The sequence below is a fragment of the Noviherbaspirillum cavernae genome (assembly GCF_003590875.1).
GTDB lineage: Bacteria > Pseudomonadota > Gammaproteobacteria > Burkholderiales > Burkholderiaceae_D > Noviherbaspirillum > Noviherbaspirillum cavernae.
Map to the genome: position 1 here is coordinate 3,205,168 of NZ_QYUN01000002.1, position 24,608 is coordinate 3,229,775.

Annotated in this window: 24 protein-coding genes and 1 pseudogene; 9 read left to right on the top strand and 16 right to left on the bottom strand. The window is 61.8% G+C overall.

The features are described 5' to 3' along the window. Position 1: 1 nt before the first annotated feature. Both proC and D3870_RS14950 read right to left on the bottom strand, forming a co-directional pair. Positions 2 to 826, bottom strand: coding sequence for a pyrroline-5-carboxylate reductase (gene proC, locus D3870_RS14945; RefSeq protein WP_119740297.1), 825 nt, complete (start codon positions 824 to 826; stop codon positions 2 to 4). After that, positions 816 to 1,520, bottom strand: coding sequence for a YggS family pyridoxal phosphate-dependent enzyme (locus D3870_RS14950; RefSeq protein WP_119740298.1), 705 nt, complete (start codon positions 1,518 to 1,520; stop codon positions 816 to 818). The genes proC and D3870_RS14950 overlap by 11 nt, the downstream gene beginning before the upstream one ends. Positions 1,521 to 1,621: 101 nt before the next feature. Here D3870_RS14950 and D3870_RS14955 point away from each other — a divergent pair, with 101 nt between their 5' ends. From D3870_RS14955 to D3870_RS14965, 3 genes are all read left to right on the top strand, one after another. After that, positions 1,622 to 2,665, top strand: a complete 1,044-nt coding sequence (locus tag D3870_RS14955) for a type IV pilus twitching motility protein PilT (protein WP_119740300.1) — start codon at positions 1,622 to 1,624, stop codon at positions 2,663 to 2,665. A 127-nt stretch (positions 2,666 to 2,792) separates the two neighbouring features. Next, complete coding sequence (locus D3870_RS14960; protein ID WP_119740302.1) at positions 2,793 to 3,929, top strand: PilT/PilU family type 4a pilus ATPase; 1,137 nt, start codon at positions 2,793 to 2,795, stop codon at positions 3,927 to 3,929. 8 nt (positions 3,930 to 3,937) lie between these two features. Next, positions 3,938 to 4,423 (top strand): glutathione peroxidase, encoded by a 486-nt coding sequence (locus D3870_RS14965; RefSeq protein ID WP_119740303.1) that lies wholly within the window; start codon positions 3,938 to 3,940, stop codon positions 4,421 to 4,423. Positions 4,424 to 4,645: 222 nt separating this feature from the next. Here D3870_RS14965 and D3870_RS14970 read toward each other — a convergent pair whose 3' ends face one another. From D3870_RS14970 to D3870_RS15010, 8 genes and pseudogenes are all read right to left on the bottom strand, one after another. Then, a complete protein-coding gene (locus tag D3870_RS14970; RefSeq protein ID WP_119740305.1) occupies positions 4,646 to 5,356 on the bottom strand; it encodes a YbaY family lipoprotein in 711 nt (236 codons plus the stop codon). A gap of 161 nt (positions 5,357 to 5,517) precedes the next feature. After that, positions 5,518 to 6,219, bottom strand: coding sequence for an MliC family protein (locus D3870_RS14975; protein ID WP_158590478.1), 702 nt, complete (start codon positions 6,217 to 6,219; stop codon positions 5,518 to 5,520). A gap of 69 nt (positions 6,220 to 6,288) precedes the next feature. Next, positions 6,289 to 6,618, bottom strand: coding sequence for a DHCW motif cupin fold protein (locus D3870_RS14980; RefSeq protein ID WP_119740309.1), 330 nt, complete (start codon positions 6,616 to 6,618; stop codon positions 6,289 to 6,291). 267 nt (positions 6,619 to 6,885) lie between these two features. Next, positions 6,886 to 7,152, bottom strand: a pseudogene (locus tag D3870_RS14985) (ester cyclase); the annotation flags it as partial. 1,136 nt (positions 7,153 to 8,288) lie between these two features. Further along, positions 8,289 to 8,582: a DUF3175 domain-containing protein gene (locus D3870_RS14995; RefSeq protein ID WP_119740313.1), complete on the bottom strand. Its 294-nt coding sequence runs from the start codon at positions 8,580 to 8,582 to the stop codon at positions 8,289 to 8,291. A 52-nt stretch (positions 8,583 to 8,634) separates the two neighbouring features. Then, positions 8,635 to 9,870, bottom strand: coding sequence for a glycolate oxidase subunit GlcF (gene glcF / locus D3870_RS15000; protein ID WP_119740315.1), 1,236 nt, complete (start codon positions 9,868 to 9,870; stop codon positions 8,635 to 8,637). Between the two features lie 2 nt (positions 9,871 to 9,872). Beyond that, on the bottom strand, positions 9,873 to 10,949 hold the full coding sequence (glcE, locus tag D3870_RS15005) for a glycolate oxidase subunit GlcE (protein WP_119740317.1): 1,077 nt from the start codon (positions 10,947 to 10,949) through the stop codon (positions 9,873 to 9,875). Positions 10,950 to 11,072: 123 nt separating this feature from the next. Then, the gene (locus D3870_RS15010) at positions 11,073 to 12,560 is read right to left on the bottom strand and encodes an FAD-linked oxidase C-terminal domain-containing protein (protein ID WP_119742183.1); all 1,488 of its coding nucleotides are present in this window, start codon (positions 12,558 to 12,560) and stop codon (positions 11,073 to 11,075) included. 305 nt (positions 12,561 to 12,865) lie between these two features. Between D3870_RS15010 and D3870_RS15015 the strand changes: the two genes are divergently transcribed. Then, positions 12,866 to 13,657 carry a substrate-binding periplasmic protein gene (locus tag D3870_RS15015; protein ID WP_158590479.1) on the top strand — a complete coding sequence of 264 codons (792 nt, stop codon included), beginning with the start codon at positions 12,866 to 12,868 and terminating at the stop codon, positions 13,655 to 13,657. Between the two features lie 48 nt (positions 13,658 to 13,705). Here the strand turns inward: D3870_RS15015 and D3870_RS15020 are convergent, their stop codons facing one another. Beyond that, positions 13,706 to 14,593, bottom strand: a complete 888-nt coding sequence (locus tag D3870_RS15020; RefSeq protein ID WP_119740321.1) for a LysR substrate-binding domain-containing protein — start codon at positions 14,591 to 14,593, stop codon at positions 13,706 to 13,708. A 226-nt stretch (positions 14,594 to 14,819) separates the two neighbouring features. Next, a complete protein-coding gene (locus D3870_RS15025) occupies positions 14,820 to 16,229 on the bottom strand; it encodes an FAD-binding oxidoreductase (protein WP_119740323.1) in 1,410 nt (469 codons plus the stop codon). A 125-nt stretch (positions 16,230 to 16,354) separates the two neighbouring features. Here D3870_RS15025 and D3870_RS15030 point away from each other — a divergent pair, with 125 nt between their 5' ends. Next, entirely contained in the window at positions 16,355 to 16,906 is a 552-nt protein-coding gene (locus D3870_RS15030) for a cob(I)yrinic acid a,c-diamide adenosyltransferase (protein ID WP_119742185.1), read from the top strand. Between the two features lie 167 nt (positions 16,907 to 17,073). On the opposite strand, the gene dxs is transcribed toward D3870_RS15030, so the two are convergent. The 3 genes from dxs to D3870_RS15045 are packed head-to-tail and all read right to left on the bottom strand — an operon-like array spanning position 17,074 to position 20,100. After that, the gene (gene dxs / locus D3870_RS15035; protein ID WP_119742186.1) at positions 17,074 to 18,939 is read right to left on the bottom strand and encodes a 1-deoxy-D-xylulose-5-phosphate synthase; all 1,866 of its coding nucleotides are present in this window, start codon (positions 18,937 to 18,939) and stop codon (positions 17,074 to 17,076) included. A gap of 7 nt (positions 18,940 to 18,946) precedes the next feature. Beyond that, the gene (locus tag D3870_RS15040; protein WP_119740324.1) at positions 18,947 to 19,849 is read right to left on the bottom strand and encodes a polyprenyl synthetase family protein; all 903 of its coding nucleotides are present in this window, start codon (positions 19,847 to 19,849) and stop codon (positions 18,947 to 18,949) included. Then, the gene (locus D3870_RS15045) at positions 19,846 to 20,100 is read right to left on the bottom strand and encodes an exodeoxyribonuclease VII small subunit (protein WP_119740326.1); all 255 of its coding nucleotides are present in this window, start codon (positions 20,098 to 20,100) and stop codon (positions 19,846 to 19,848) included. Before D3870_RS15045 ends, D3870_RS15040 begins: the two co-directional genes overlap by 4 nt. Before the next feature lie 388 nt (positions 20,101 to 20,488). On the opposite strand from D3870_RS15045, the gene D3870_RS15050 reads away from it, so the two are divergent. The 3 genes from D3870_RS15050 (at position 20,489) to D3870_RS15060 (ending at position 23,592) form a co-directional block, all read left to right on the top strand. Further along, positions 20,489 to 21,601 (top strand): aromatic ring-hydroxylating oxygenase subunit alpha, encoded by a 1,113-nt coding sequence (locus D3870_RS15050; protein WP_119740328.1) that lies wholly within the window; start codon positions 20,489 to 20,491, stop codon positions 21,599 to 21,601. A gap of 170 nt (positions 21,602 to 21,771) precedes the next feature. After that, positions 21,772 to 22,713 (top strand): DMT family transporter, encoded by a 942-nt coding sequence (locus tag D3870_RS15055; RefSeq protein WP_119740330.1) that lies wholly within the window; start codon positions 21,772 to 21,774, stop codon positions 22,711 to 22,713. A 21-nt stretch (positions 22,714 to 22,734) separates the two neighbouring features. Beyond that, positions 22,735 to 23,592, top strand: coding sequence for a sulfurtransferase (locus tag D3870_RS15060; RefSeq protein ID WP_119740332.1), 858 nt, complete (start codon positions 22,735 to 22,737; stop codon positions 23,590 to 23,592). A gap of 2 nt (positions 23,593 to 23,594) precedes the next feature. On the opposite strand, the gene D3870_RS15065 is transcribed toward D3870_RS15060, so the two are convergent. Further along, the gene (locus tag D3870_RS15065) at positions 23,595 to 24,305 is read right to left on the bottom strand and encodes a ZIP family metal transporter (protein ID WP_242490086.1); all 711 of its coding nucleotides are present in this window, start codon (positions 24,303 to 24,305) and stop codon (positions 23,595 to 23,597) included. Between D3870_RS15065 and D3870_RS22575 the strand changes: the two genes are divergently transcribed. Beyond that, the gene (locus D3870_RS22575) at positions 24,292 to 24,582 is read left to right on the top strand and encodes a hypothetical protein (RefSeq protein ID WP_199710809.1); all 291 of its coding nucleotides are present in this window, start codon (positions 24,292 to 24,294) and stop codon (positions 24,580 to 24,582) included. The two genes, D3870_RS15065 and D3870_RS22575, sit on opposite strands and share 14 nt — an antisense overlap. Positions 24,583 to 24,608: the final 26 nt, after the last annotated feature.

The window sequence follows — 24,608 nt, forward strand, 5'->3', positions numbered from 1 at the left end:
ATCAATCCTTCCCGAACTCCTCACCCAGTTCGCGGCCGCGCGCCGCAGCAGCCTTCACCGCAAGCACGATCGCGTCCTTCACGCCGCTCGCTTCCATGCTGGTGAGTGCGGCATAGGTCGTGCCACCCTTCGACGTCACGCGCTCGCGCAAGAGCGAAACCGGCTCGGACGATTGTGCCGCCAGTTGCGATGCGCCTGTGAATGTGGCGATCGCCAGCTGCACGCCCTGCTCCGCCGTCAAACCCATCTCCTGCGCCGCCTGCTGCATGGCCTCGATGAAATAGAACACGTAGGCGGGGCCGCTGCCGGATACCGCCGTGACGGGATCGATCAGCGCTTCGTCATCGAGCCAGACCGTCTGGCCGACCGCGCGCATGATCGCGTCCGCCGCATCGCGCTGCGCCGGCGAGACGCCCGCCAACGCGACCATGCCGGTGATGCCCTGGCCGATCAGGGCCGGGGTGTTGGGCATGGCACGCACGATCGCGGCATGGCCGTTCAGCCAGCGCGACAAATCCGCCGTGCGAATGCCCGCGGCAATCGACAGCACCAGTTGCGCCGAGACGAATGGCTGCAACTGTCGGACCACGTCTTTCATCTGCTGCGGCTTGATCGCCAGCACGATCACGTCGCATTGCCCGAGCGCGTCGCCGATTTGCGGCGCGCCTGCAACGCCGAACTTCCGTTCCAGTTTCTGCAGCGCTTCGGCATTGGGATCGACGACGTGGATGTTGCCGGCCGCCGTGAGTTTTCCGACCAGCCCGCCGATCAATGCGGTCGCCATGTTGCCGCCGCCGATAAAACCGATCTTCAAATCATTTTGCATAGTGTCTCTGTCCAAAAATTGCTGTTCCAATTCTTACCATCGTCGCGCCCTCGGCAATGGCCGCATCGAGATCGGCCGACATGCCCATCGATAGCGTATCGAGTGCGAAGCCCTGCTCGCGGAGTTGCTCATACAACTGGCGCACGCGGCGCAAGGGTGCGCGCTGCTTTTCAAATTCCTGTTCCGGCTCCGGGATCGCCATCAGGCCGCGCAGCTTCAGGCGCGGCATGGCCGCAACGGCGCGCGCCAGTGGCGCGACCTCGTCCGGCGCCGCGCCACTCTTGCTCGCCTCGCCGCTGATGTTGACCTGCAGGCAGACATTCAGTGGCGGCAGATGCGCGGGTCGCTGGTCGGACAGACGCTGCGCGATCTTCTCGCGCTCGACCGAATGCACCCAGTCGAAGTGCTCGGCAATCGGCCGCGTCTTGTTGCTCTGGATCGGCCCGATGAAGTGCCATTCCAGCAACAGATCCGGCCGCAGCACCTTCACCGCGTCCATCTTGTCCAGCGCTTCCTGCAGATAGTTTTCTCCGAACGCTCTCTGCCCTGCCTGCGCAGCCGCAATCACCGCCTCCGCGTCGAAGGTCTTGGATACGGACAGCAAGACAATGTCTTGCGGATCGCGCAACGCCAGACGCGCCGCTGTGGCAATCCGGTCGTGCACGGCTTGCAAGTTGTGAGAGATTGAGGACATAATCAATTTGCTTCAGGCAACATTTTTGTTGTGTTGCCGACATCATCGCAGCATACAGGTCGCCGAATCGTCGCGACAGAGCGTCAGCCCAAGGATTATAAATGGACATCTCCGAACTCCTCGCCTTTGCGGTCAAGAACAAGGCATCCGACCTGCATCTGTCGGCCGGCCTGCCGCCCATGATCCGCGTGCATGGCGACGTGCGCCGCATCAACCTGCCGCCGCTGGAGCATCAGGATGTGCACGGCATGATCTACGACATCATGAACGACGGTCAGCGCAAGGCGTATGAAGAAATTCTCGAATGCGACTTCTCGTTCGCGATTCCCGGCCTCGCGCGCTTCCGCGTCAATGCCTTCAACCAAGATCGCGGCGCGGCCGCCGTGCTGCGTACCATTCCATCGAAAGTCTTGACGCTGGAGCAACTGAACGCGCCGAAGATTTTCGCCGAACTCGCCCTGAAGCCGCGCGGCCTCGTGCTCGTCACCGGCCCGACCGGTTCCGGCAAATCGACCACGCTGGCGGCAATGGTCAATCACCTGAACGAAACCGAGTACGCGCATATCCTGACCGTGGAAGATCCGATCGAGTTCGTGCACGAATCGAAGAAATGCCTGATCAACCAGCGCGAAGTCGGTCCGCACACGATGTCCTTCAACAATGCGCTGCGCTCCGCGTTGCGTGAAGACCCGGACGCGATCCTGGTCGGCGAGTTGCGCGATCTGGAAACGATCCGCCTCGCGCTGACCGCCGCCGAAACCGGCCACCTCGTGTTCGGCACGCTGCACACCTCGTCCGCCGCGAAAACCATCGACCGTATCATCGACGTCTTTCCGGCGGAAGAAAAGGAAATGGTGCGCGCCATGCTGTCGGAATCGCTGCAGGCGGTCATCTCGCAAACCCTGCTCAAGACCAAGGACGGCACCAGCCGCGTCGCCGCGCACGAAATCATGCTCGGCACACCTGCGATCCGCAACCTGATCCGCGAAGGCAAGGTTGCACAGATGTACTCCGCGATCCAGACCGGCAGCAACGTCGGCATGCAGACGCTCGACCAGAACCTGACCGAACTCGTGCGCCGCAACGTCATCTCGCTTGGCACGGCGCGCGCGGCGGCGAAGACACCGGATAACTTCCCTGGATGAGGGCGGGATTTCGCAAAGCATGCTTTGCGCCGCCCGAATCCGAGCGGCCTGCAAGCCGCGAGGTGGCGGTGGTGCACTGAGAGATTCCTTCCTTTAAAAAGAGGAATAACAGAAAAGGAAAACCAATATGGAACGGGAACAGGCCACCAAATTCATGCACGACTTGCTGCGGCTGATGCTCGGCAAGAACGGCTCCGATCTCTTCATCACCGCCGACTTTCCGCCGGCCTTCAAGATCGACGGCAAGATGACGCCGGTCTCGAACCAGCCGTTGACGCCGACGCACACGGTCGAGCTGGCGCGCGCCATCATGAACGACAAGCAGGCGGCGGAATTCGAGGCGACCAAGGAATGCAACTTCGCGATCAGCCCGAGCGGCCTCGGACGCTTCCGCGTATCCGCGTTCGTGCAGCAGGGCCGCGTCGGCATGGTGTTGCGCACGATCACCACCGCGATCCCCAAGCTGGAAGATCTGGGCGTGCCCGACGTGCTGAAGGACGTCTCGATGACCAAGCGCGGCCTTGTCATCATGGTCGGCGCGACCGGCTCGGGCAAGTCCACCACGCTGGCCGGCATGATCGGCTACCGCAATGAAAACAGCTACGGCCACATCATCACCATCGAAGACCCGGTCGAATACATTCACCCGCACAAGAACTGCATCGTCACGCAGCGCGAAGTCGGCGTCGATACCGCCGACTGGGGCGCGGCATTGAAGAACACATTGCGCCAGGCGCCGGACGTGATCCTGATCGGCGAAATTCGCGACCGCGAGACGATGGACTTCGCCATTGCCTTTGCCGAAACCGGCCACCTGTGTCTTGCCACGATGCACGCCAACAGCGCGAACCAGGCGCTGGACCGCATCATCAACTTCTTCCCCGAAGAGCGCCGCGCGCAACTGTTGATGGATTTGTCGCTGAATCTGAAGGCGATGGTCTCGCAACGCCTGATCCCGCTGCGCGATACCAAGGGACGCTGCGCGGCGGTGGAAGTGATGCTGAATTCGCCGCTGATTTCCGACCTCATCTTCAAGGGCGACGTGCACGAGATCAAGGAGATCATGAAGAAGTCACGCGAACTCGGCATGCAGACCTTCGATCAGGCCTTGTTCGATCTCTACGAAGGGGACAGAATCTCTTATGAAGACGCCTTGCGCAACGCCGACTCGGTGAACGACCTGCGTCTTTCCATCAAGTTGCACGGCAAGGACGCCAAGGGGCGTGACCTGAGCCGGGGCACCGAACATCTGGGGATTGTGTAAACATCGATATGGCCACCATTCACGACTTCAAGGCAGACAGCCTCGCCGGCACACCGGTCGATCTCGCCCAGTATCGCGGCAAGGTCGTGCTGATCGTCAACACCGCCAGCAATTGCGGCTTCACGCCGCAATACAAGGGGCTGGAGGAAATCCATCAAGAGTTCAAGGACAAGGGCGTCGAGGTGCTCGGCTTCCCCTGCAACCAGTTCGGCAAGCAGGAGCCGGGCAATGCGGACGAGATCGGCGCATTCTGCGAAAAGAACTACGGCGTCAGCTTCCCGCTGTTCGCCAAGATCGACGTCAACGGCGACAACGCGCATCCGCTGTACAAGCATCTGAAAAGCGAGAAACCGGGCGTGCTCGGCACGGAAGCCATCAAGTGGAACTTCACCAAGTTCCTGATCAGGAAGGACGGCACGGTGTACAAGCGTTACGCGCCGCAAACCGCGCCGCAGGAATTGACGGAAGATATCGAGAAGCTGCTGGCGGAATAGCGCAGTTACAGAAAGTGCAGCCGTCGATTGCCGCCGCATTCTGTTATTCCTGGCGCAGCAGGCAGACGTTTCGCGGACACTGCTCACGCCTGCGCCCAATGTCTGCTTGCAAACATGCGTCCGGCCAGGAAGGAATCTTGCAGTGTCAGCGCACCCGCCATGCCAGTGCGTCCTCCAGTGCGTCCGGAATGCCATCACAAGCGGATGCGCGATCAACTTGCACTAACGCGCCGCCTTCTCCTTGCAGCTCGGATAACGCTTCCCGCCAACCTCCAGCAGCGCCTCGTTGCCCTTGTTCCAGAACAAGACATCATCCTTCTGATACCGCGCGCCGGACGCCGACACGACCTGCGGCAGCACCACTTCCCGATCCGGCAGTTTCAGCGTCACGCCCCCCTGCGTGAAGCGCGCCGTGACATCGAAGCCCTCGCATGCGAACGTGAACACGCGCCCTGCCGCGCTCGGCGGCGCACCCGTGGCGCTATCCGGCCCACGCACCTGCTGCAGCATGATGTCCGCATGGTTGGGATTGCCCTGCGTAATCACGCCGTAGTGTTGCGTCGTCGTCCACATCAGACGTCCCTCGGCATTCGAGATCGTCGCCCGCACGGCATAGCGATTGGCCGCATTGATGAGCGCGGGATCGTAGGGCAGCGAGAACGGAATCGGCACCTGACGCTCGGGCCGGATCGTCTGCTCGGCAATCAGTCTGGACGCCGCATCGGCGCGGCTCACATCCTCCAGCGTCACGCGTACCACCGCCCCCAGCGGCAGCGCGATGCGCTCGCGGTAGGACGCGTTACCGGTCACCACTTCCGGCATGCGCGCTGCCGGCGCGGCGCTGCTCTTGTCCGGCGCTGGCGGGGTCGCGCATCCGCCGACGGCAATCGCCGCCGCAACCAGCGCAATGACATGCTGCATCGGGTTCCACATTGTCGATCTCCTGAACGAGCGGCAAAGGCCGCGAAACAACCGTTACGATACAGAAGATCAAGCGCGGCGGCTTTGATCGGCGCGAAGCCGCCGATCCGGTGTCGCGGCAAGGCAATCAATGACGATGCCTGTTCCCGCAGGCAATCATGGCGCGGCGCAACTCACTCGAACCAGCGGCCGCAACCGCGATACTCCCGACCATCCATCCGCACCGTCACCGTCGCCTCAAACTGCGCGCCGCTCATGGTGTCGAAGCACACCTCCCGCTCGACAATCGCCTCCAGCACATGCGCTGTCGTCCTGGTGCGGTACACCGTGCGCCCATCCTCGACCGCCGGCACCGGCAGCGGAGCCGACACCGTCGTGTTTCCGTAATCGCCGGTGAACCTGATCCACTGTCTCGCCCCGATTTCCAGCAACCATCCCGGCTCGTTGCCGACGCCGCGAAAACGCGCGCCGCGCAAGCGCGCATCCTCCGTCACCGAACGCGCATGATCAACCTTGCACCCGTCGTACCGGCGTGCGCCGACCTCCAGACTTGCGTCCTCACCCTTGTTCCAGAAAACAATATCGTGATCCTGAAATTTCGTGCCGGATGCCGCCCGCACCTGCGACAGGACGACGTAACGGTCCGGCAGATACAAGGCCAGCTCTCCCGGCCCCGTGCGGATGGTGAAAGCCAAGCCGTCGCAATCGAATGCGAACGTGCGCCCCGGCTGCACGGGCTGCATGCTTTCCGCATCGTCCGATGCGCGTGGCGCGCTGTTTTCCGGCGATGGCGCGGTGGCGCAGCCGCCGATGACGAGAAGCGGAAGGAAAGGCGCAAGCAAACGACGCGCCATCCGGCACAGCGAATTCCCCATGACCATCTCCTCGGGATGACATCGGAAATCAATGGCCGCCATGCACGCCAGTCAGCGCATGACGGAAAATCAATCCACAATGAACAGCTTCGCGCCCACTGAGGTGGAGGACCGATGCGGCTCGGCATTGTCCGCAACCTGATAGCTCATGCCGGGCTTGAGCACGAAGGTGCGGCCATCCTCCAGCTCGGTATGCAGCTCGCCTTCCACGCAGAGCAGGATGTGTCCCTTCGAACACCAGTGGTCCGCCAGATAACCCGGCGAATATTCCACCATCCGCACGCGGATATCGCCGAAGCGCTGCGTGCGCCAATACGCCACACCGGTGTCTCCCTTGTGCTCGGTAATTTCAATGGCGGACCAGTCTGTGGTCCCGAAGGGGGTGTCGGTGATTTTCATGGAAACGCTTCGCTGATGCAGGGTTGGAATGCACGCCCGACAACATCGGGCGTGGATGACATCCGTTAGCGTAACGCATGGAGAAATTCCTTGCCGGGGGCGATGGCAAGGATGGATTGCCGATAGCAGAAAGTGCCGTGTCGGATTGGCGGAACCGCCGGACAGATCAGTGAATTCGCGACCGGTTCATGTGCCAATGCCCAGCTGCCGCACCTGCGAGGCTGAATCGCGTGCACCCCAGCGGTGCTTGATCTTGTCACGTTCGATTTAGAACCACTCCATCGCGACGAGTTGGTATGACTTGCCGGTAGGCTGATGGCCGAACGCGGGCCGCGTGAACGTGCCCGATTCGATGTACCGCGTCGCGACGATGTTGCCTTCCGCGATCAGATCCTGAATGGCGAGCTGGATGCCATAGCCCTCGATCAGCTGACGCCATGCGAGTTCGATCTTCTCGAAGATACCTTGCCCCATGACGCACTGAATCTCGGCATCGTCGGCGAGCAGGGACTTCAGCGCGTGCCGGTCGCCGCGGTTGAAGGCTTCTCCCTCATGCCATCCCTATCGGTCAGTTTCTCGTACTTTGGAGGGAGTCCATATACAACCAGTTAGGCGGCGGAGAGACGAGTTAAATGACGAATTCACGATGTTGCCTTACTGCGAAGAAGTTGAACCAGAAAGATGAGCGCGAGAACCTGCAAGAAGATCGTTATTCCCGCACCGACAAGGTAGGCCCCTTCGGTTCCGGTAATGGCGACTACGATCATGCCGCCTGGCCAAGCCAAAAGTAGGAAAGGGAAAGTGAGCACGATGCCCAGCATCGTAAGTCCACCCCCGATGAAATTGGTTAAAGGGAAGATGAGCGCATAGATGGCAGCGCAAACTACATGAACCCTTGTTAATCGATTATGCATAGCTGTTGAACCTAACTCCGCAATAATGGGCGCGTAGCATCCCGATTTACTAGCAAGTTAAGAGCTAGCACCTAGCACGTTCTTTCCTTGTAAAGTAATGGTAGGCATAGACTGCGCACAAACCAAGAATCCACACGGGAATATAAAACACCCACACCAGCCCCGACTCTCGGCCTGAAACAAAGAACCAGACCCAGCATTGGAACAGACCCAGTATTACGTTCAAAACAACCAAGGTGACCTGCAGTACCGAACGCGGCATTGAGCCAAAGACGCTTGCCCATAGCATGAGTAAATGTGGCGCGGCCATATAAAAGTAATTTCCAACAAACCACCGGGACAAATACTCTGCTGTGAAATCGCCATGCCTATAAACGCTTACGCAGTAAACGAGCGCAGGAACCAGCAACAGCAGTATCACTGATAGGACCGTTCGTAGCGCCATGGCTTTTGTACTCTTAGTCTGATTTAGATGTCACATCCTGCCGTACAACTTGACTCCATGACATCTAACCTGGGAAGCCGAACGGGCGAAAACCACTGTCACATGGTCGTTTTACACACGCACTGAACAAAAGCACAGTACTAAATAACCATGAAAAACGTCACCCAGTGTATCCCGATGATTACGGCGCGGACAAGAGCGCCGCCGCTCCGGTCTTCTCATTGAAACGATGGTGGCATGTCGGCTAATCACGCCCATCCGTAGTCACGGCATGACTGCACGTGGCGCATTCCGAATGCCAGGTGTCCGCATCACTTCCGACGCGCTCTGCCAAACAACTCACACAATTCATCCTTGGCCTGCTCAAGCCGTTCACGCTGCGCGGCGTCGAGGTCCTTGCCTGCCCGATTAACATAGAAAGTCAGCATCGACATCGCGGAGCGGAACGGGTCGGTCTTGCGGCGATGGCTGCATTCCGCGGAGCGCTTCAGCGATTCGGCAATGCGGCGCGGATCGTCGAGCGTGAATACGCCGGGTTCGAGGTCGAGCGCGTTGCTTTCTCTGGTGACGCGCTGCGACCATTTCTCTTGATTGCTTGAGGCCATTTTCCCTGGACCTCCAGATCACTGCGTGGGCATTGCATGCCCATCCTATCGCTCAACCGGTCGCCGACATCAGCGCACTGTCCACCAGTTCGATCCAGTGCTTGACCGGCGTCTGCGTGCCCGATTGCAGGTGCGTGAGGCAGCCGATGTTGGCCGAGACGATCATGTCGGGATTGGTCGCCTGCAGGCTGGCGAGCTTGTTGTCGCGCAGTTGATAGGACAGTTCCGGTTGCAGCACCGAGTACGTCCCGGCCGAGCCGCAGCAGAGGTGGCTGTCGGCGCAGAGCTGCACATCGACGCCGGCGGCGCGCAGCACGCCTTCGACCTTGCCGCGTATCTGCTGGCCGTGCTGCAGGGTGCAGGGCGGGTGCCAGGCGACGCGCCTGGCGATTTTGCCGTGCAGTTTCTTCAGCAGGTCTTCTTCGAAGTCGGGCAGGATTTCGCTCACGTCCTTCGTCAGTTCGGCAATGCGTTTTGCCTTTTCCGCATACGCTGCATCGTGCGCGAGCAGGTGGCCGTAGTCCTTGACCATCACGCCGCAGCCGGAGGCGTTCATCACGATCGCTTCCGCGCCTGCTTCGACATGGGGCCACCAGGCGTCGATGTTGCGGCGTGCGTCATCCATGCCGCCGTCGTGGTCGTTCAGGTGATAGCGGATCGCGCCGCAGCAGCCGGCCTTGGGCGCGATGATCAGTTGCACGCCCAGCGCGTCAAATACGCGGGCGGTGGCGGTGTTGATGTTGGGGGCCATCGATGGCTGCACGCAGCCGTCGAGGAGCAGCATCTTGCGCGCATGTTCGGTCGTCGGCCACGCGCCGGCGTCCTGTCGTGCGGGCACCTTGTTCTTCAATGCTTGCGGCAGCAACGGCCGCACCATCTGCCCCAGTTTCATCGCGGGCGCGAACAGCGATTTGCGCGGCAGCGTCTCCTTCAGTGTGTCGCGCACGATGCGTTGCGATAGCGGGCGCGGCACCTGGTCGTCAACGATCTTGCGGCCAATGTCGACCAGACGGCCGTATTGCACGCCCGAGGGGCAGGTCGTCTCGCAATTGCGGCAGGTGAGGCAGCGGTCGAGGTGCAGTTGCGTCTTGGCGGTTGCCTCCTTGCCTTCCAGCACCTGCTTCATCAGGTAGATGCGGCCGCGCGGGCCGTCGAGTTCGTCGCCGAGCAGTTGGTAGGTCGGACAGGTCGCGGTGCAGAAGCCGCAGTGCACACACTTGCGCAGGATCGCGTCGGCTTCCCTGCCCTCGGGCGTGTCCTTGATGAAATCAGCGAGGTTGGTTTGCATGTTCAGAAGTCGTTGTACATCCGCCCCGGATTGAAGATGCCGGACGGATCGAATGTGCTTTTCAGGTTGCGATGAATTTTCGCGACGGCGGGGGCGAGCGGGTGGAACACGCCGATGTTCTTGTCGCTGCCCTTGAACAGAGTGGCGTGGCCGCCGGCCTCCTGCGCGATGGCGCGAATCGCAGCCGCAGCGGCGGCATCCATCCCGGTCTTGAGCCAGCGTTGTGCGCCGCCCCATTCGATCAGCGATTCGCCGTCGAGCGCGAGCGGTGGCACGTGCGACGGCACCGACAGGCGCCACAATGCGGCGGCGGGCGTCATCGACGTAAACCAGGCGTTGCTTTGTTCGCGCAGTGCGGTCCAGAAGGCACCGGCCTCATTCATTTCCTCGCCGCCCATGCCCTGTTTCGCCGCCTTGACTGCCGCCTGTGCGCCGGACAGGCGCACGAGCAGCACGCCGCCGTGCCACGCGCTGGCCGAGATCGGCAGCGGCTGGCCGCCCCATTCGTTGAGTTTTTGAATCGCGTCAGCTTCGTGCATCTCGAAGCGCAGCGTCATTTCGCACACCGGTTTCGGCAAGACCTTGAGCGACACCTGCGTGATCAATCCGAGCGTGCCGAGCGAGCCGGCCAGCAGACGCGACACGTCGTAGCCCGCGACGTTCTTCATCACCTGTCCACCGAAATGCAGCACGTCGCCCTTGCCGTCCATCAGTACCGCGCCCAGCACGAAATCGCGCACCGCGCCAACCGCCTGGCGGCGCGGGCCGGACAGGCCGCTGGCGACGATGCCGCCGATGGTTGCGCCTTCGCCGAAGTACGGCGGCTCGAAGGCGAGCATCTGGTTCTCCGCCGCCAGCACCCGCTCGATCTCGGCCAGCGGCGTGCCGCAGCGCGCGGTGATGACGAGTTCGGTCGACTCGTAATCGACGATGCCTCGGTATCCGCGCGTATCCAGCACTTCGCCCTGCAGCGACTGGCCGTACCAATCCTTGCTGCCGCCGCCGCGTATGCGCAGCGGGGTCTTGTCCATCGTCGCCGCGATGATGCGTTGCTTGAATTCCTGCAATTGCTGTTCCATCGTTTGCCTCAAGAGCGTCTAACAAAATGAGCGAAGCGGTCTCTGGCCAGGCGCGCCGATGCAGACAGTACGAGTGGTACGGCAAGTCGGTGCAACAACGCCAGAGACATTTTGCTGGACGCTCTAAAAACGCGGCAGATCCGCGAACTTCATTTCGCCGCGCTTCACATGCATCTTGCCGTACTCGGCGCAGCGATGCAGCGTCGGGATTGCCTTGTCGGGATTGAGCAGGAAGGCGGTGTCGAAAGCGCGCTTGACGGCGAAGAACGCGTCGCGTTCCTGCGGCGCGAACTGCACGCACATCGAATTGATCTTCTCGATGCCGACGCCGTGCTCGCCGGTGATGGTGCCGCCGACCTCGACGCAGAGTTCGAGGATGTCGGCACCGAACTGTTCGGCGCGGTGGAATTCCCCCTCCTGGTTGGCGTCGAACAGGATCAGCGGATGCAGGTTGCCGTCGCCGGCGTGGAACACGTTGGCGCAGCGCAGGCCGTACTTGCTTTCCATCTGCGTGATGCGCGTCAGCACCTCGGCGAGATACTTGCGCGGAATGGTGCCGTCCATGCAGTAGTAGTCGGGCGAGATGCGGCCCGCCGCCGGGAAGGCGTTCTTGCGGCCGGACCAGAATTTCTGGCGTTCGGCTTCGTTGCATGACACGGCGATGGCGGTCGCGCCGGAGTCCTTCAGCACTTCGCTCATGCGGGCGATTTCTTCCTCGACTTCATCCGGCGTGCCGTCCGATTCGCACAGCAGGATCGCTTCGGCATCGGTGTCGTAGCCGGCCTTCACGAAGGGCTCCACCATGCGCGAGGACGTCTTGTCCATCATCTCCAGGCCGGCCGGAATGATGCCCGCCGCGATCACGTTGGCAACTGCATTGCCGCCCTTCACCACATCGTCGAAGGACGCCATGATCACGCGCGCGACCTGCGGCTTGGGCACCAGCTTCACGGTCACTTCGGTGACCACGCCGAGCATGCCTTCGGAACCGATGAAAACCGCCAACAGATCGAGGCCGGGCGCATCGAGCGCGCCGCTGCCGAGTTCGACGACCTCGCCTTCGATCGTCACCATGCGCACGCGCAGCACGTTGTGCACCGTGAGGCCGTACTTCAGGCAATGCACGCCGCCGGAGTTTTCCGCGACGTTGCCGCCGATGGTGCAGGCGATCTGCGAGGACGGATCGGGCGCGTAGTACAGGCCGTGCGGATGCGCCGCCTCGGAGATCGCGAGGTTGCGCACGCCCGGCTGCACGACGGCGGTGCGAGAGTATGGGTCGAGCTTCAGTATCTTGTTGAGCCTGGCGGTGGACAGCACCACGCCGTCGGCGATCGGCATCGCGCCGCCGGACAGGCCGGTGCCCGCACCGCGCGGCACGATGGGCACGGCGAGCCGGCGGCAGGTCTGCAGGACGGCCGCGACCTGCACCTCGTTTTCCGGCAAGGCAACGACCATCGGCAGCTGGCGATAGGCCGCCAGGCCGTCGCATTCGTAGGGGCGGGTGTCTTCTTCGCTGTACAGCACGCAGCCTTCCGGCAGCAGCTTGCGCAGCGCCGCGACGACTTCGCGCTGGCGCTCCGGCGTGAATTGAAAGGTTGTGGGGGCATTCATCGGAAAATTCTGTTGCGCGTTCGGGCGACGCAAAGACATGGCATGTCCCGAGTGTAGCGAAAACGCGGCGCACTGAGGCGGGATTGAGCGCCTGCGCCGGCTGAAATAACTGAAGTCAGCCGGTGAATTCTTTTCACCCCAGGCACCGGCCTGGCATTACCTGCCGCGACATTAAATGAATACCAACATTTTCATTGGAGATCGGCAAGTTATATCCCATAATCATGGGAGTCAAATCGATGACAAACCGCCATCAAATGAAGCGGCGCGGTCATTGCGGCATCCATGGCAATCGGGGCACACACGTGTTGGACAAACTTCGAAAACATCGCGCGGCATCGCTTGCGGCACTGGCGCTGGCGGGAGCGGCGCAACCCGCCAGCGCCGTGACGCAATTGCGCACCGCCGCCCAGGAAGGCACCGATCCCAAGTACATCGCCGCCGCACCGGGCGGCAGCGCGATCACCGGCCTGTGCATCGACATACTGCGCGCCATCGAGCGGGTCGAGCCCGACGTGAAATTCGTCGGCGACCAGAACTGGATGCCGCTGGCGCGCATCGAGGCGGAGCTGGCTGCCGGCGCGCAGGATGCGGCTCCCTGCCTCGTGAAGAATCCGGAGCGGGACGCCCGGCTGGTGTTCATCGAGCCGCCGCTGTACCAGATCAGCTTCGTGCTGGCGGCACGCGCAAATGACCCGATTCAGGTGAGCGGCTGGCCGGACGTGCGCAATCTCGGACCGGACGGCGTCGTGCTTGTCATGAAAAGCAGCGGCGCAATCAATCGCGTCAACAAGGATGGCACCGGCATCCTCTTCGACGCCGAGGCCAAGACGCCCGAACTCAACCTGCGCAAGCTTGCCGCCGGCAGAGGCCGCTTCTTTTACCACCGCACGCCGGGCCTGAAGCGGGAAATCAGCCGCGCCGGACTGGACGGCAAAATCCGCATTCTTGCTCCGGCAATGGAAGTGACGCCCGCATATCTGGTGCTCGGCAGGCATGTGTCCAAAGAGGTGACGGACAAGGTGCGGCGCGCCGTCTCGCAGCTGCACGCATCAGGCGAACTGGCGCGCATCTTTCAGAAATGGGATGGCGAATAGGCGCGCCCCGGCGATCGGGTGCGGTCACACGCGCAGTCACACGCGCAGTCACACGTTTTGGAACGCCGCCATCAACCAGTCAAGGAACAGCCGGACCTCAGGCCGCTCGCGCGGCGGCTCTTCATAGACGACGTAATATGCGTGCGGCGGTGTCGCCAGACAAACGTCGAACAATTGCACCACTTCACCGGATGCGATCATTTCCTGCGCAAAATGCTTGCGCGTCAGGCCGACGCCATGACCATGGCGGATGGCTTCGAGCAGCAGGCCGAGGTCATCGAGCCGCAAACCGCTTGACGGTTCGGGCCAATCGAGGCCGGCCACCTCGAACCAGGGTTGCCACGGCTCCAGCGCAGAGCGCAGCAGCGTCGCCTTCTGCAGATCGGAAGGCGTCTTCAGCCCGCCGATCTGCTCCAGATAGCGCGGGCTTGCCACCGCAAAGGCCGGTTCGTTGAATAATTTCTTCGTCTGGATATCCGGGTAGTTGCCGGCGCCGAAGCGCACTTCCAGATCGCTCTCGGACAGGCTCAAGTCATACAGCGGCACGGACAGAAAAATCTCCACCGAAATATCGGGATGCAGGGCGGTGAACCCGGACAGGCGCGGCACCAGCAAGTAACGTGCGAAGGTCGGCGGCACCGTGACCTTGACCCGCGGCTGCACCGGCGCATTGCGATGCGGCAGCGGAAAGTCCGTCAGGGTGCGCAAGGCGGCGCGCACGACGTCGAGATAACGCCGGCCGAATTCCGACACCGTGACGGTCCGCCCGTCGCGAATGAACAGGCGTTCGCCGACGAATTCCTCCAGCAGCCGGATCCGGTGCGACAGCGCGGAAGGCGTGATGCACAACTCCTCCGCCGCAATGGCAAACGAGCCGTGACGGGCGGCCGCCTCAAAGGCGGATAGTGCGTGAACCGGGGGGAGTCGTGTTGCCATGAAAAATAGAGTCAAAAATCATCTGATGCGCCTCGGAGTTGGTGTTCAAACCGTAGCGAGCGCCTCAAGGTCGGGCCGGGAAGCGGAACCGGCGTAGCTGGGAATTCGGATAGCCTGCTATCTGCCAGCGAAGCGGTTTGCGCTTGCAAGCGCAAACTCCCTCACTGGACAACGAGCATCACAGGCCCGAGATTGAGGCGCGCAGCAGGTTTGAACGCCAACTCCCCTACCACTGGATAATCTTGCCGGGATTCAAAATATTCTTCGGGTCCAGTGCATGCTTGATGCGGCGCATCGTTTCAATCGCTTCCACGCCATGCTCCTGCACCAGAAATTCCATCTTGTGCATGCCGACGCCATGCTCGCCAGTGCAGGTGCCATCCATCTCGATGGCGCGCGCCACCATGCGTGCATTCACGCCTTCGGCTCTCGCGACATCGGCGGGATCATGCGGATCGACCATCATCAGCACGTGGAAGTTGCCGTCGCCGACATGGCCGATGATGGAATGAATGATGCCGTTCTTTTCGCAATCGGCCTTGGTATCGAGGATGCATTCGGCGAGGCGCGAAATCGGCACGCAGCAATCGGTGGAAATGGCGCGCGCGCCCGGGCGCATCTGCAGCATCGCGAAGTAGGCGTTGTGACGCGCAGTCCACAGGCGCGAACGATCTTCCGGGCGCGTTGCCCATTCGAAACCGATGGCGTTGTATTCCGCCGCGATCTGCTGCACCGTCTCGGCCTGCTCCTTGACACCGTGTTCGCTGCCGTGGAATTCGAACAGCAGCAGGGGTTGTTCCGGCAGAGTGAGCTTGTCGTGCGCGTTGATGCAGCGCACGCTGTTCTCATCGAGGAATTCGACGCGCGCGACCGGCACGCCCATCTGGATGGTCTGGATCACGGCGTTGACGGCGTCGGCTGCCGTCGGAAACGAGCAGACTGCAGCGGAGATCGCTTCCGGCTGCGGATAGAGCCTGACAGTGACTTCGGTGATGATGCCGAGCGTGCCTTCGCTGCCGACGAAGACGCGCGTCAGATCGTAGCCGGCGGAGGATTTTCTGGCGCGCGTGCCGGTCTTGATGATGCGCCCATCGGCCGTCACGACCGTCAGCGCCAGCGTGTTTTCGCGCATGGTGCCGTAGCGCACGGCATTGGTGCCGGAAGCGCGCGTTGCCGCCATACCGCCCAGTGAGGCATCCGCACCCGGATCGATGGGGAAGAACAGGCCGGTGTCGCGGATCTCCTGGTTCAGCTGCTTGCGCGTGACGCCGGCCTGCACCGTCGCGGTCAGGTCTTCGGCATGGATTGCGACCACCTGATTCATGTGCGACAGGTCGATCGTGACCCCGCCCTGCAGCGCCAGCACATGGCCTTCAAGCGAGGTGCCGGTGCCGTAGGGAATGACCGGCACTGCGTGCTTGCTGCACAGTTTCACCGCAGCGGCGACTTCCTCGGTGGATTGGGCGAATACGACCGCGTCGGGCAGCATCGGATCATAGGACGATTCGTCGCGGCCATGATGTTCGCGCACGGCATGCGCGGTGGACAGACGATCGTCAAACAGCAATTTGAGCTCGGCCAGCAAGGCGTCGGATAGCGGCTTCCTGAGTGCCGCCGGTTGGACAGGTTGGTTCATGTTTACCTCCGGGTTGAGCGATTTTACCCCCGCAAAAGATGTGGTGCTGAGTTCGGTTTGCCGATGCGCCAGGCGCGCCTTTTTGCCGTATCCTCACCCTGTTTTCCACCTTACTTCCAATGATCATGGGCAACCGACTTTCGAAAATTGCAACCCGCACCGGCGACAACGGCACCACCGGACTGGGCGATGGCAGCCGCACCGGCAAGGACAGCGTGCGCGTGCACGCGATAGGCGAGGTGGATGAGCTGAATTCGCACATCGGCCTGCTGCTGTGCGAAGACCTGCCCGCCGCGTTGCGCGAGGAATTGATCTCGATCCAGCACGACCTGTTCGACCTCGGCGGCGAACTGTGCATCCCCGGTTACACGCTGATCACCGAACCCCACGTGGTACGGCTCGATGCCTTGCTGGAGAAATACAATGCCGACCTGCCGCCCCTGAAGGATTTCATCCTCCCGGCAGGATCGCGCGCGGCGGCGCAGTCGCATGTCTGCCGCACCGTGTGCCGGCGCGCGGAACGCAGCATCGTCGGCCTCGGCAACAGCGAGACGATCAACGACAAGCCGCGGCAGTATGTGAACCGATTGTCGGATTTATTGTTTGTCTTGTCGCGGGTGCTGAATCGCCATGCGGGTGGCAGCGATGTGCTGTGGGAGAAGGATCGGGAGCGCTAGGCGCGACCGAAGGATTCGATACTGGTCCACCGTGCCCGGCTCAGCCTCCATGAAACTGACCCGCGTGTACCGGACCATGGGTCTGCATGCACACAGGCTGAATCCACTCAGCAGAATGAAAAAAGCGACGTCATCGCGTCGCTTTTTTCATTCCTTGATGTGAACGATCAATTGTTGACCACCAGCCGCGGCTCGCCCTTGCCGAAGCGCTGACTGATCGCCGCGGCGATGCCTTTCGCGTCCAGTCCGCATGCGGCCAGCAACTGGTTCGCATCGCCGTGGTCGATGAACCTGTCCGGCAGGCCCAGATGCAGAATCGGCTTGACGATGCCCGCTTCGGCCAGTGCCTCGGCCACTGCGGCTCCGGCTCCGCCCATGATGGAGCCCTCCTCCACCGTGACCAGCGCCTCGTGCGTCTGCGCCAGCTGCTTGAGCAGTTCGACGTCGAGTGGCTTGACGAAGCGCATGTTCGCGACCGTGGCATTCAATTCATTCGCTGCCTCGAGCGCAGGCGCGACCATGGTGCCGAAGGCGAGAATCGCGACATGCTGTCCTTCGCGCCTGATCTCGCCCTTGCCCAGCGGGATGGTGTCGAGGTCCTTCTCGACCTGCGCGCCGATGCCCGCGCCGCGCGGATAGCGCACCGATGCCGGACCCTTGTACTGATAGGCGGTGGACAGCATGCGGCGGCACTCGTTTTCATCAGACGCCGCCATCACCACCATGTTGGGGATGCAGCGCAGGTAGGCGATGTCGTAGTTGCCGGCATGGGTCGCGCCATCGGCACCGACCAGGCCGGAGCGGTCGAGCGCGAAAGTCACGTCGAGGTTTTGCAGAGCAACATCGTGGATCAGCTGGTCGTAAGCGCGCTGCAGGAAGGTCGAGTAGATCGCGACCACCGGTTTCAGATCTTCGCATGCCATGCCGGCGGCAAACGTCACCGCGTGCTGCTCCGCGATGCCGACGTCGTAATAGCGATCGGGGAAGCGCTGCTCGAACTGCACCATGCCGGAACCTTCGCGCATCGCGGGCGTGATGCCGATCAGCTTTCTGTCATGCGCCGCCATGTCGCACAGCCAGTCGCCGAAGACCTGCGTGTACGTCACCTTGCCAGACGTCGCCGGCTTGATGCCTTCGGCCGGATTGAACTTGCCGGGACCGTGATACAGCACGGGATCGGCCTCGGCCAGCTTGTAGCCCTGCCCTTTTTTCGTGACCACGTGCAGGAATTGCGGGCCCTTCAGGTTCTTCAGATTCTGCAGAGTCGGAACCAGCGATTCCAGATCATGGCCGTCGATCGGTCCGATGTAGTTGAAGCCGAATTCCTCGAACATGGTGGCGGGAACAACCATGCCCTTCGCGTGTTCTTCCAGGCGTTTCGCCAGTTCCAGCATCGGCGCCGGCAGCACTGACTTGCCGACGTTCTTGGCCGTCGCATAGAACTTGCCAGACATCAGCCGCGCCAGATAGCGGTTCAATGCGCCGACCGGCGGCGAGATCGACATGTCGTTGTCGTTCAGGATCACGAGCAGGTTGATGTCGTCATGCACGCCGGCATTGTTCAATGCCTCGAACGCCATGCCGGCAGTCATCGCACCGTCGCCGATCACGGCAATCGCGTGGCGGTTCTCGCCCTTGGTCTTCGCCGCCAGCGCCATGCCGAGCGCGGCGGAAATCGAAGTCGAGGAATGCGCGGTGCCGAAGGTGTCGTATTCGCTCTCGCTGCGGCGCGGGAAGCCGGAGATGCCATTCAATTGTCGCAAGGTCGGCATCTGGTCGCGGCGTCCGGTCAGGATCTTGTGCGGATAGGTCTGATGACCGACATCCCACACGATCCGGTCTTCCGGCGTGTTGAACACGTAATGCAGCGCGATCGTCAGCTCCACCGTGCCGAGGTTGGACGACAGATGTCCGCCGGTCTTCGATACCGAATCGAGCACGAAGGCGCGCAACTCATCCGCCAGCGGCTTCAACTGCGTGCGTGGCAGCTTGCGCAGATCCTCGGGGCGGTCAATTTTCTTCAGTAAATCCATACTCATACTAAGCTTTCCGCTGCACGATCAAGTCAGCCAGTTCGCGCAAGCGCTGCGCCTTGTCTCCGAACGAAGCAAGCGCCCGATGGGCGTCGTTCCGCAATTTTTCCGCCAGCTGCCGCGACTCATCCAGTCCGAGAATCGAGACATACGTGGGCTTGTTGTCGGCGGCATCCTTGCCCGCCGTCTTGCCCAGCGTGGTCGAATCCGCCGTCGCATCCAGCACGTCGTCCACTACCTGAAACGCGAGGCCGATCGCCTTCGCATACGCATCGAGCGCCGACTCTTCCGCCGCGGAGAGCGCCTTGCCGCTCAATGCGCCCAGCAGCACCGATGCGCGCAGCAAGGCACCCGTCTTCAGCTGATGCATGCGCTCCAGTTCGCCCAGCGACAGCGTGACGCCGACACTCGCCAGATCGATGGCCTGCCCGCCGCACATGCCGACCGACCCGGCGGCGTGCGCGAGCAGGCGGATCATCGCGAGCTTGCGCGCGGCATCCACGTCAGTGTCCGTGTCATCGGACAGCACGAGGAAGGCCTGCGCCTGCAGCGAATCGCCGACCAGCAAGGCCGTGGCATCGTCGTATTTCACATGCACGGTGGGCTTGCCGCGCCGCAGCGCGTCGTCGTCCATGCATGGCATGTCGTCATGCACCAGCGAATAGGCGTGAATCATTTCCACCGCAGCAGCAGCGCGCTCCAGCGCACCCTGCTGCGCATCGAACAGTTCGCCGGCCGCGAATACCAGCAGCGGCCGCACCCGCTTGCCGCCATCGAGCGCTGCGTAGCGCATCGCCTCGTGCAGCCGTGCCGGCAATTCCCGTTCGCCGGGAAGAAAAGACGCCAGCGCATCTTCCATCGTCGACTGGACGCGCTTCATCCAGTCCGCAAAGACCTGCGGGGCCGTCATTCGTCCGCCTCGGCCACGCCATCGGCGGCAAACGGCTTGAGCATTTCGCCCTCCAGCACCTTGACCTGGTTCTCGACCTTGTCGAGTTGGCCTGCACAAAATTTAACCAGTTCCGAACCGCGCTTGTAGGCAGCCACGGATGTTTCCAGCGGCAACTCGCCCGCCTCCATCTGGGCAACCAGTTGTTCCAGCTCCGCCATCGCTTCTTCGAACGATGCGGGCTGATCGGTGGATGGGGATTTTTTTGGCATAGACGCTGGATATGAAGTTCAGCCCGATATTTTAGAGCAAACCGACTGATCAAGGGCTGAATCACAGGATGGAGCGGGCTTGCCCGCCCGCAGCAAAAATTGCAATTCACGCAACGGAAGGAGTCGATGCCGGTGCAACCCTCAACGCATTGCGGTGTCTGAGAAGGGGCGCAGACACGCCACATCTGCGCATTGCAATTTTGCAATCGTTCGTGAAAGGAAGGTGCACGAAGACATGCGGCCGCGCCCTTGGCCGGGCAAGCCTGATCGCAAGTTGCCAGGGTATAATCGCTGGTTCTGTCCAAAATTTCCGTTTCATCTTTTTTGAATACTGGTTTTTGCGGATTCTTTCTCTCTTAGGTTGGTGCAAATTAATTTGGGGGTGGGGATGTCCGATCTGGCTAATATCGCCAAGCTCGCGCGATCCAACGCGCAACTTCCTGTCAACGTCTATTTCGACGAAACGCTGTTGCAACAGGAAATCACACAACTTTTCCAGCAAGGTCCTCGTTACGCCGGCCATGAATTGATGGTTCCGAACGCGGGCGACTACGCCACGCTGGCGTGGGAAAACGAAGGCCGCATGCTGGTGCGCAACACGCAAGGCATTCAACTGCTGTCCAACGTGTGCCGCCACCGGCAGGCAAAAATGCTCGACGGCCGCGGCAATACGAACAACATCGTGTGCCCGCTGCATCGCTGGACCTACGATCTCAAGGGTGAATTGATCGGCGCGCCGCACTTCGGCGAAACGCCGTGCATGAACCTGTCGCGCACGCCGCTGCAGAACTGGAACGGCCTGCTGTTCGAACAGAACGGCACGGACGTCGCCGGCATGATGGCGAAGCTCGGTGTCGCCAGGGATCTCGACTTCAGCGGCTACATGCTCGATCACGTCGAGGTGCATGAATGCGATTACAACTGGAAGACCTTCATCGAAGTCTATCTGGAGGATTATCACGTCGAGCCCTTCCATCCGGGACTGGGCAGCTTCGTCAGCTGCGACGACCTGAAATGGGAATTCGGCGACAGTTACAGCGTGCAGACCGTGGGTGTGAACCATGCGCTGGCGCGCTCCGGCACGCCGAAGTACAAGAAGTGGCAGGAGCAGGTGCTCAAGTTCCGCAACGGTGTGCCACCGCCCTACGGCGCGATCTGGCTGACGCTGTACCCGAACATCATGGTCGAGTGGTATCCGCACGTGCTGGTGGTGTCGACGCTGTGGCCGAAGGGTCCGCAAAAGACCACCAACGTGGTCGAGTTCTACTACCCGGAAGAGATCGTGCTGTTCGAGCGCGGGTTCGTGGAAGCCGAGCGCGAAGCCTACATGGAAACCTGCATCGAGGATGACGAGATCGGCTTGCGCATGGATGCCGGCCGCCGCATCCTGATGGAGCGCGGCGTCAACGAAGTCGGGCCGTACCAGTCGCCGATGGAAGACGGCATGCAGCATTTCCACGAATGGTATCGCGCGCAGATCGAGGTGCCGGACAAGCGATAGGCGCGACAGTTCCACGCCTCTGCCGGCAATCGGAAATCGGAAATCGGCGTATCATCAAAGACCGCTCCCCTGACTGGAGCGGTCTTTTTTTGTCGATTCAACAATGACTCCGCCTAACCCGCCAGCCATGCGCACTGCAGTCGCGCACGCGGCATTCGCTTTCTGATCCCATGCCGTCTCTCTGGATGCTCTTTGCCAGCTTCGTGTTCGCCATCATGGGCGTCTGCGTCAAGCTGGCGTCCGATCTGTACTCCACCTCCGAAATCGTCATGTACCGCGGCGCGGTCGGCATGATCTTCCTGTTTCTGCTGACCCGGATTCGCGGCGGCTCGCTCAAGACTTCGCTGCCGTGGCATCACGTGTGGCGCGGCGTGGTGGGTGTCACCGCGCTGTGGCTGTGGTTCCATTCCATCGGAAAATTGCCGCTCGCGACTGCCACCACACTCAACTACATGTCGCCGATCTGGATCGCCGCCATCCTGTTCGTGGCGGGCTGGTGGCGCGGGCAGAACCGCTTCGAATGGGGGCTGACGGCCGCCATTGCAATGAGCTTCGTCGGCGTCACGCTGCTGCTGCGGCCGTCGTTCCATGCGGACCAGTGGTTCAGCGGCCTGATCGGACTGACATCCGGCGCGCTGTCGGCGCTGGCCTATCTGCAGGTGCGCAAGCTGGGACAGATGGGCGAGCCTGAATACCGCGTCGTCTTTTATTTTTCCGTCACCGGCGTGCTGGCGGGGCTCCTCGGCACACTGGCGGGTTCGGCCTTTCCCGGCAACAGCGCGACGACCTGGCACGCGCATGACGCGAAAGGACTCGCATTGCTGCTGGCGATCGGCGTGACCGCCACCATTGCGCAGATGGCAATGACGCGCGCCTACCGGATCGGCAAGACGCTGGTCACGGCGAACCTGCAGTACACGGGGATCGTGTTCTCCGCCGTGTGGGGCATCGTGATATGGGGCGACCTGCTGGACTGGCTCGGCTGGCTGGGCATGGGCATCATCCTCGCCAGCGGCGTCGCAGCGACGTATTACAATGCGCGCAATACCGCCGCCCTGACTGCGAAAGCATCCGCCGCCCGGACCGGCGATCCGATTTCAAACGAAGTCTGACCATTCCGCAAAGGAATTGCGATGTCCCATACCACACTGATTTCCGCCGCCGATCTGACGCGCCATGCAGGGGACAGGCACTGGATCATCGTGGATTGTCGCCACGATCTGACCAATCCCGATGCGGGCTGCGCCGCCTACCTGTCGGGGCATATTCCCGGCGCGCAATTCGCGCACCTGGATACCGATCTTTCCGACAAGACGCCGGGACCGAACGGCGAGTTTCGCGGACGTCATCCGCTGCCTCGCCCCGATGCCTTCATCGACACCCTGCGCCGCTGGGGCATCAACGACGACTCGCAGGTGATCGCCTATGATGCGCAAGGCGGCATGTTCGCTGCCCGTCTGTGGTGGATGCTGCGCTGGGTCGGACATGAAGCCGTCGCGGTGCTGGACGGCGGTTTGCCGGCATGGCAGGCACAGGGACAGCAATTGACTGCCGAACCCGCATCGGGATCACGCGGCACGATCACACTCCGCACGCCGCTCGTGTCCACCGTCGATGTGAATGACGTCGTGGCCAATCTGTCGAACAGGCAACGCTTCGTCATCGATGCACGCGCGCCGGATCGCTTTCGCGGGGAAAACGAAACACTCGATCCGGTCGGTGGCCATATTCCGGGCGCGCGGAACCGTTTCTTCAAGGACAATCTGCAGGCCGACGGTCGTTTCAAGTCACCGGAGCAACTGCGCGCAGACTTCGCCGCAGTCGTCACCACGCCGCAGGCGAGCATCATGCAATGCGGTTCGGGCGCGACCGCCTGCCACAACCTGCTGGCGATGGAAGTCGCGGGCTTGCCGGGTGCTGCGCTGTATCCGGGCTCGTGGAGCGAGTGGTGTGCCGATCCGTCACGCCCCGTTGCGACCGGAGCGGCCTGACGTCAATGATTGTGCGCCCGCCCGGTCAGGAATAGCACGATCGCCACGCCCACCATGATCAGCAGGATTTGCGGAATCGTTTCGCGCAGCGTCGCGCGGCGCTGCATCTGCGGCATCAGGTCGCTGACCGCGATGTAGATGAAGCCGGACGACGCGAATACCAGCACATACGGAATCCAGTCGGTCGCGCGCTCCAGCGTGTAATAACCGAGCAGGCCACCGATCACCGCCATCAGGCTGCACAGCAGGTTGTAGACGTAGGCGCGGGTACGCGTGAAGCCGGCGTTGAGCAGCACGATGAAGTCGCCGATTTCCTGCGGAATCTCGTGCGCGATGATGGCAAGCCCCGTGATCAGGCCCAGATTCGGATCGGCCAGGAACGCGGCGGCGATCAGGATGCCGTCGGTGAAATTGTGCAGGCCGTCGCCGACCAGAATCATCCAGCCGGCCTTGCCCGCCTCGTGCTTGTCATGGCCGTGCTCATGATGATGTCCGTCGCCCTCGTAATGATGCGAATGCCGCAGGATCGCGAACTTTTCCAGCAGGAAGAAGGCGAACAGGCCGCCGAGCAAGGTGGCGAACAGAGTGCGCGCATCGGCCTGCGACTCGAACGCCTCGGGCAATGCGTGCAGCAGCGAAGTCGAAAGCAGGATCCCCACCGACAGACTCACCATCCGCTCCACCATCCGGGACAGAAGCGTGAAGGAGAAGATCGCCGCAGCGGAAATGCTGAACACGCCCGCGATGGTCGTGGCGAGCAGAATGGATAACAGCGTGGAATTGATTTTATGCCTCGGAGAATATGCAACAGGGTTGCAAATTAAAGCACAGACGCGGCTTTTCGGCAAATGGCGCGGCCATGACCCCGGCGTGAACGAACGGATTGAATCGGCAAAACCGGGATGCGCGCCCGTTCCAGCGAGTCCCGCGCCGAAAAGGAAACGGCCCGGGCAATGCCGGGCCGCTGCACTCTTTTGCCGGAGCGGTTGAGAAGGCGATCAATCCCGCCCTGCCAT

What these genes read in the sequence shown, in the direction of transcription:
- proC (WP_119740297.1), bottom strand. Translation starts at nt 826, where the DNA reads ATGCAAAATGATTTGAAGATCGGTTTTATCGGCGGCGGCAACATGGCG.
- D3870_RS15040 (WP_119740324.1), bottom strand. Translation starts at nt 19,849, where the DNA reads ATGACGGCCCCGCAGGTCTTTGCGGACTGGATGAAGCGCGTCCAGTCG.
- D3870_RS15050 (WP_119740328.1), top strand. Translation starts at nt 20,489, where the DNA reads ATGTCCGATCTGGCTAATATCGCCAAGCTCGCGCGATCCAACGCGCAA.
- D3870_RS14955 (WP_119740300.1), top strand. Translation starts at nt 1,622, where the DNA reads ATGGACATCTCCGAACTCCTCGCCTTTGCGGTCAAGAACAAGGCATCC.
- D3870_RS14950 (WP_119740298.1), bottom strand. Translation starts at nt 1,520, where the DNA reads ATGTCCTCAATCTCTCACAACTTGCAAGCCGTGCACGACCGGATTGCC.
- D3870_RS14995 (WP_119740313.1), bottom strand. Translation starts at nt 8,582, where the DNA reads ATGGCCTCAAGCAATCAAGAGAAATGGTCGCAGCGCGTCACCAGAGAA.
- D3870_RS15055 (WP_119740330.1), top strand. Translation starts at nt 21,772, where the DNA reads ATGCCGTCTCTCTGGATGCTCTTTGCCAGCTTCGTGTTCGCCATCATG.
- D3870_RS14960 (WP_119740302.1), top strand. Translation starts at nt 2,793, where the DNA reads ATGGAACGGGAACAGGCCACCAAATTCATGCACGACTTGCTGCGGCTG.
- D3870_RS14975 (WP_158590478.1), bottom strand. Translation starts at nt 6,219, where the DNA reads ATGGGGAATTCGCTGTGCCGGATGGCGCGTCGTTTGCTTGCGCCTTTC.
- D3870_RS15010 (WP_119742183.1), bottom strand. Translation starts at nt 12,560, where the DNA reads ATGAATGCCCCCACAACCTTTCAATTCACGCCGGAGCGCCAGCGCGAA.
- D3870_RS15045 (WP_119740326.1), bottom strand. Translation starts at nt 20,100, where the DNA reads ATGCCAAAAAAATCCCCATCCACCGATCAGCCCGCATCGTTCGAAGAA.
- D3870_RS14965 (WP_119740303.1), top strand. Translation starts at nt 3,938, where the DNA reads ATGGCCACCATTCACGACTTCAAGGCAGACAGCCTCGCCGGCACACCG.
- glcE (WP_119740317.1), bottom strand. Translation starts at nt 10,949, where the DNA reads ATGGAACAGCAATTGCAGGAATTCAAGCAACGCATCATCGCGGCGACG.
- glcF (WP_119740315.1), bottom strand. Translation starts at nt 9,870, where the DNA reads ATGCAAACCAACCTCGCTGATTTCATCAAGGACACGCCCGAGGGCAGG.
- D3870_RS14980 (WP_119740309.1), bottom strand. Translation starts at nt 6,618, where the DNA reads ATGAAAATCACCGACACCCCCTTCGGGACCACAGACTGGTCCGCCATT.
- D3870_RS15020 (WP_119740321.1), bottom strand. Translation starts at nt 14,593, where the DNA reads ATGGCAACACGACTCCCCCCGGTTCACGCACTATCCGCCTTTGAGGCG.
- D3870_RS15030 (WP_119742185.1), top strand. Translation starts at nt 16,355, where the DNA reads ATGGGCAACCGACTTTCGAAAATTGCAACCCGCACCGGCGACAACGGC.
- dxs (WP_119742186.1), bottom strand. Translation starts at nt 18,939, where the DNA reads ATGGATTTACTGAAGAAAATTGACCGCCCCGAGGATCTGCGCAAGCTG.
- D3870_RS14970 (WP_119740305.1), bottom strand. Translation starts at nt 5,356, where the DNA reads ATGTGGAACCCGATGCAGCATGTCATTGCGCTGGTTGCGGCGGCGATT.
- D3870_RS15060 (WP_119740332.1), top strand. Translation starts at nt 22,735, where the DNA reads ATGTCCCATACCACACTGATTTCCGCCGCCGATCTGACGCGCCATGCA.
- D3870_RS15025 (WP_119740323.1), bottom strand. Translation starts at nt 16,229, where the DNA reads ATGAACCAACCTGTCCAACCGGCGGCACTCAGGAAGCCGCTATCCGAC.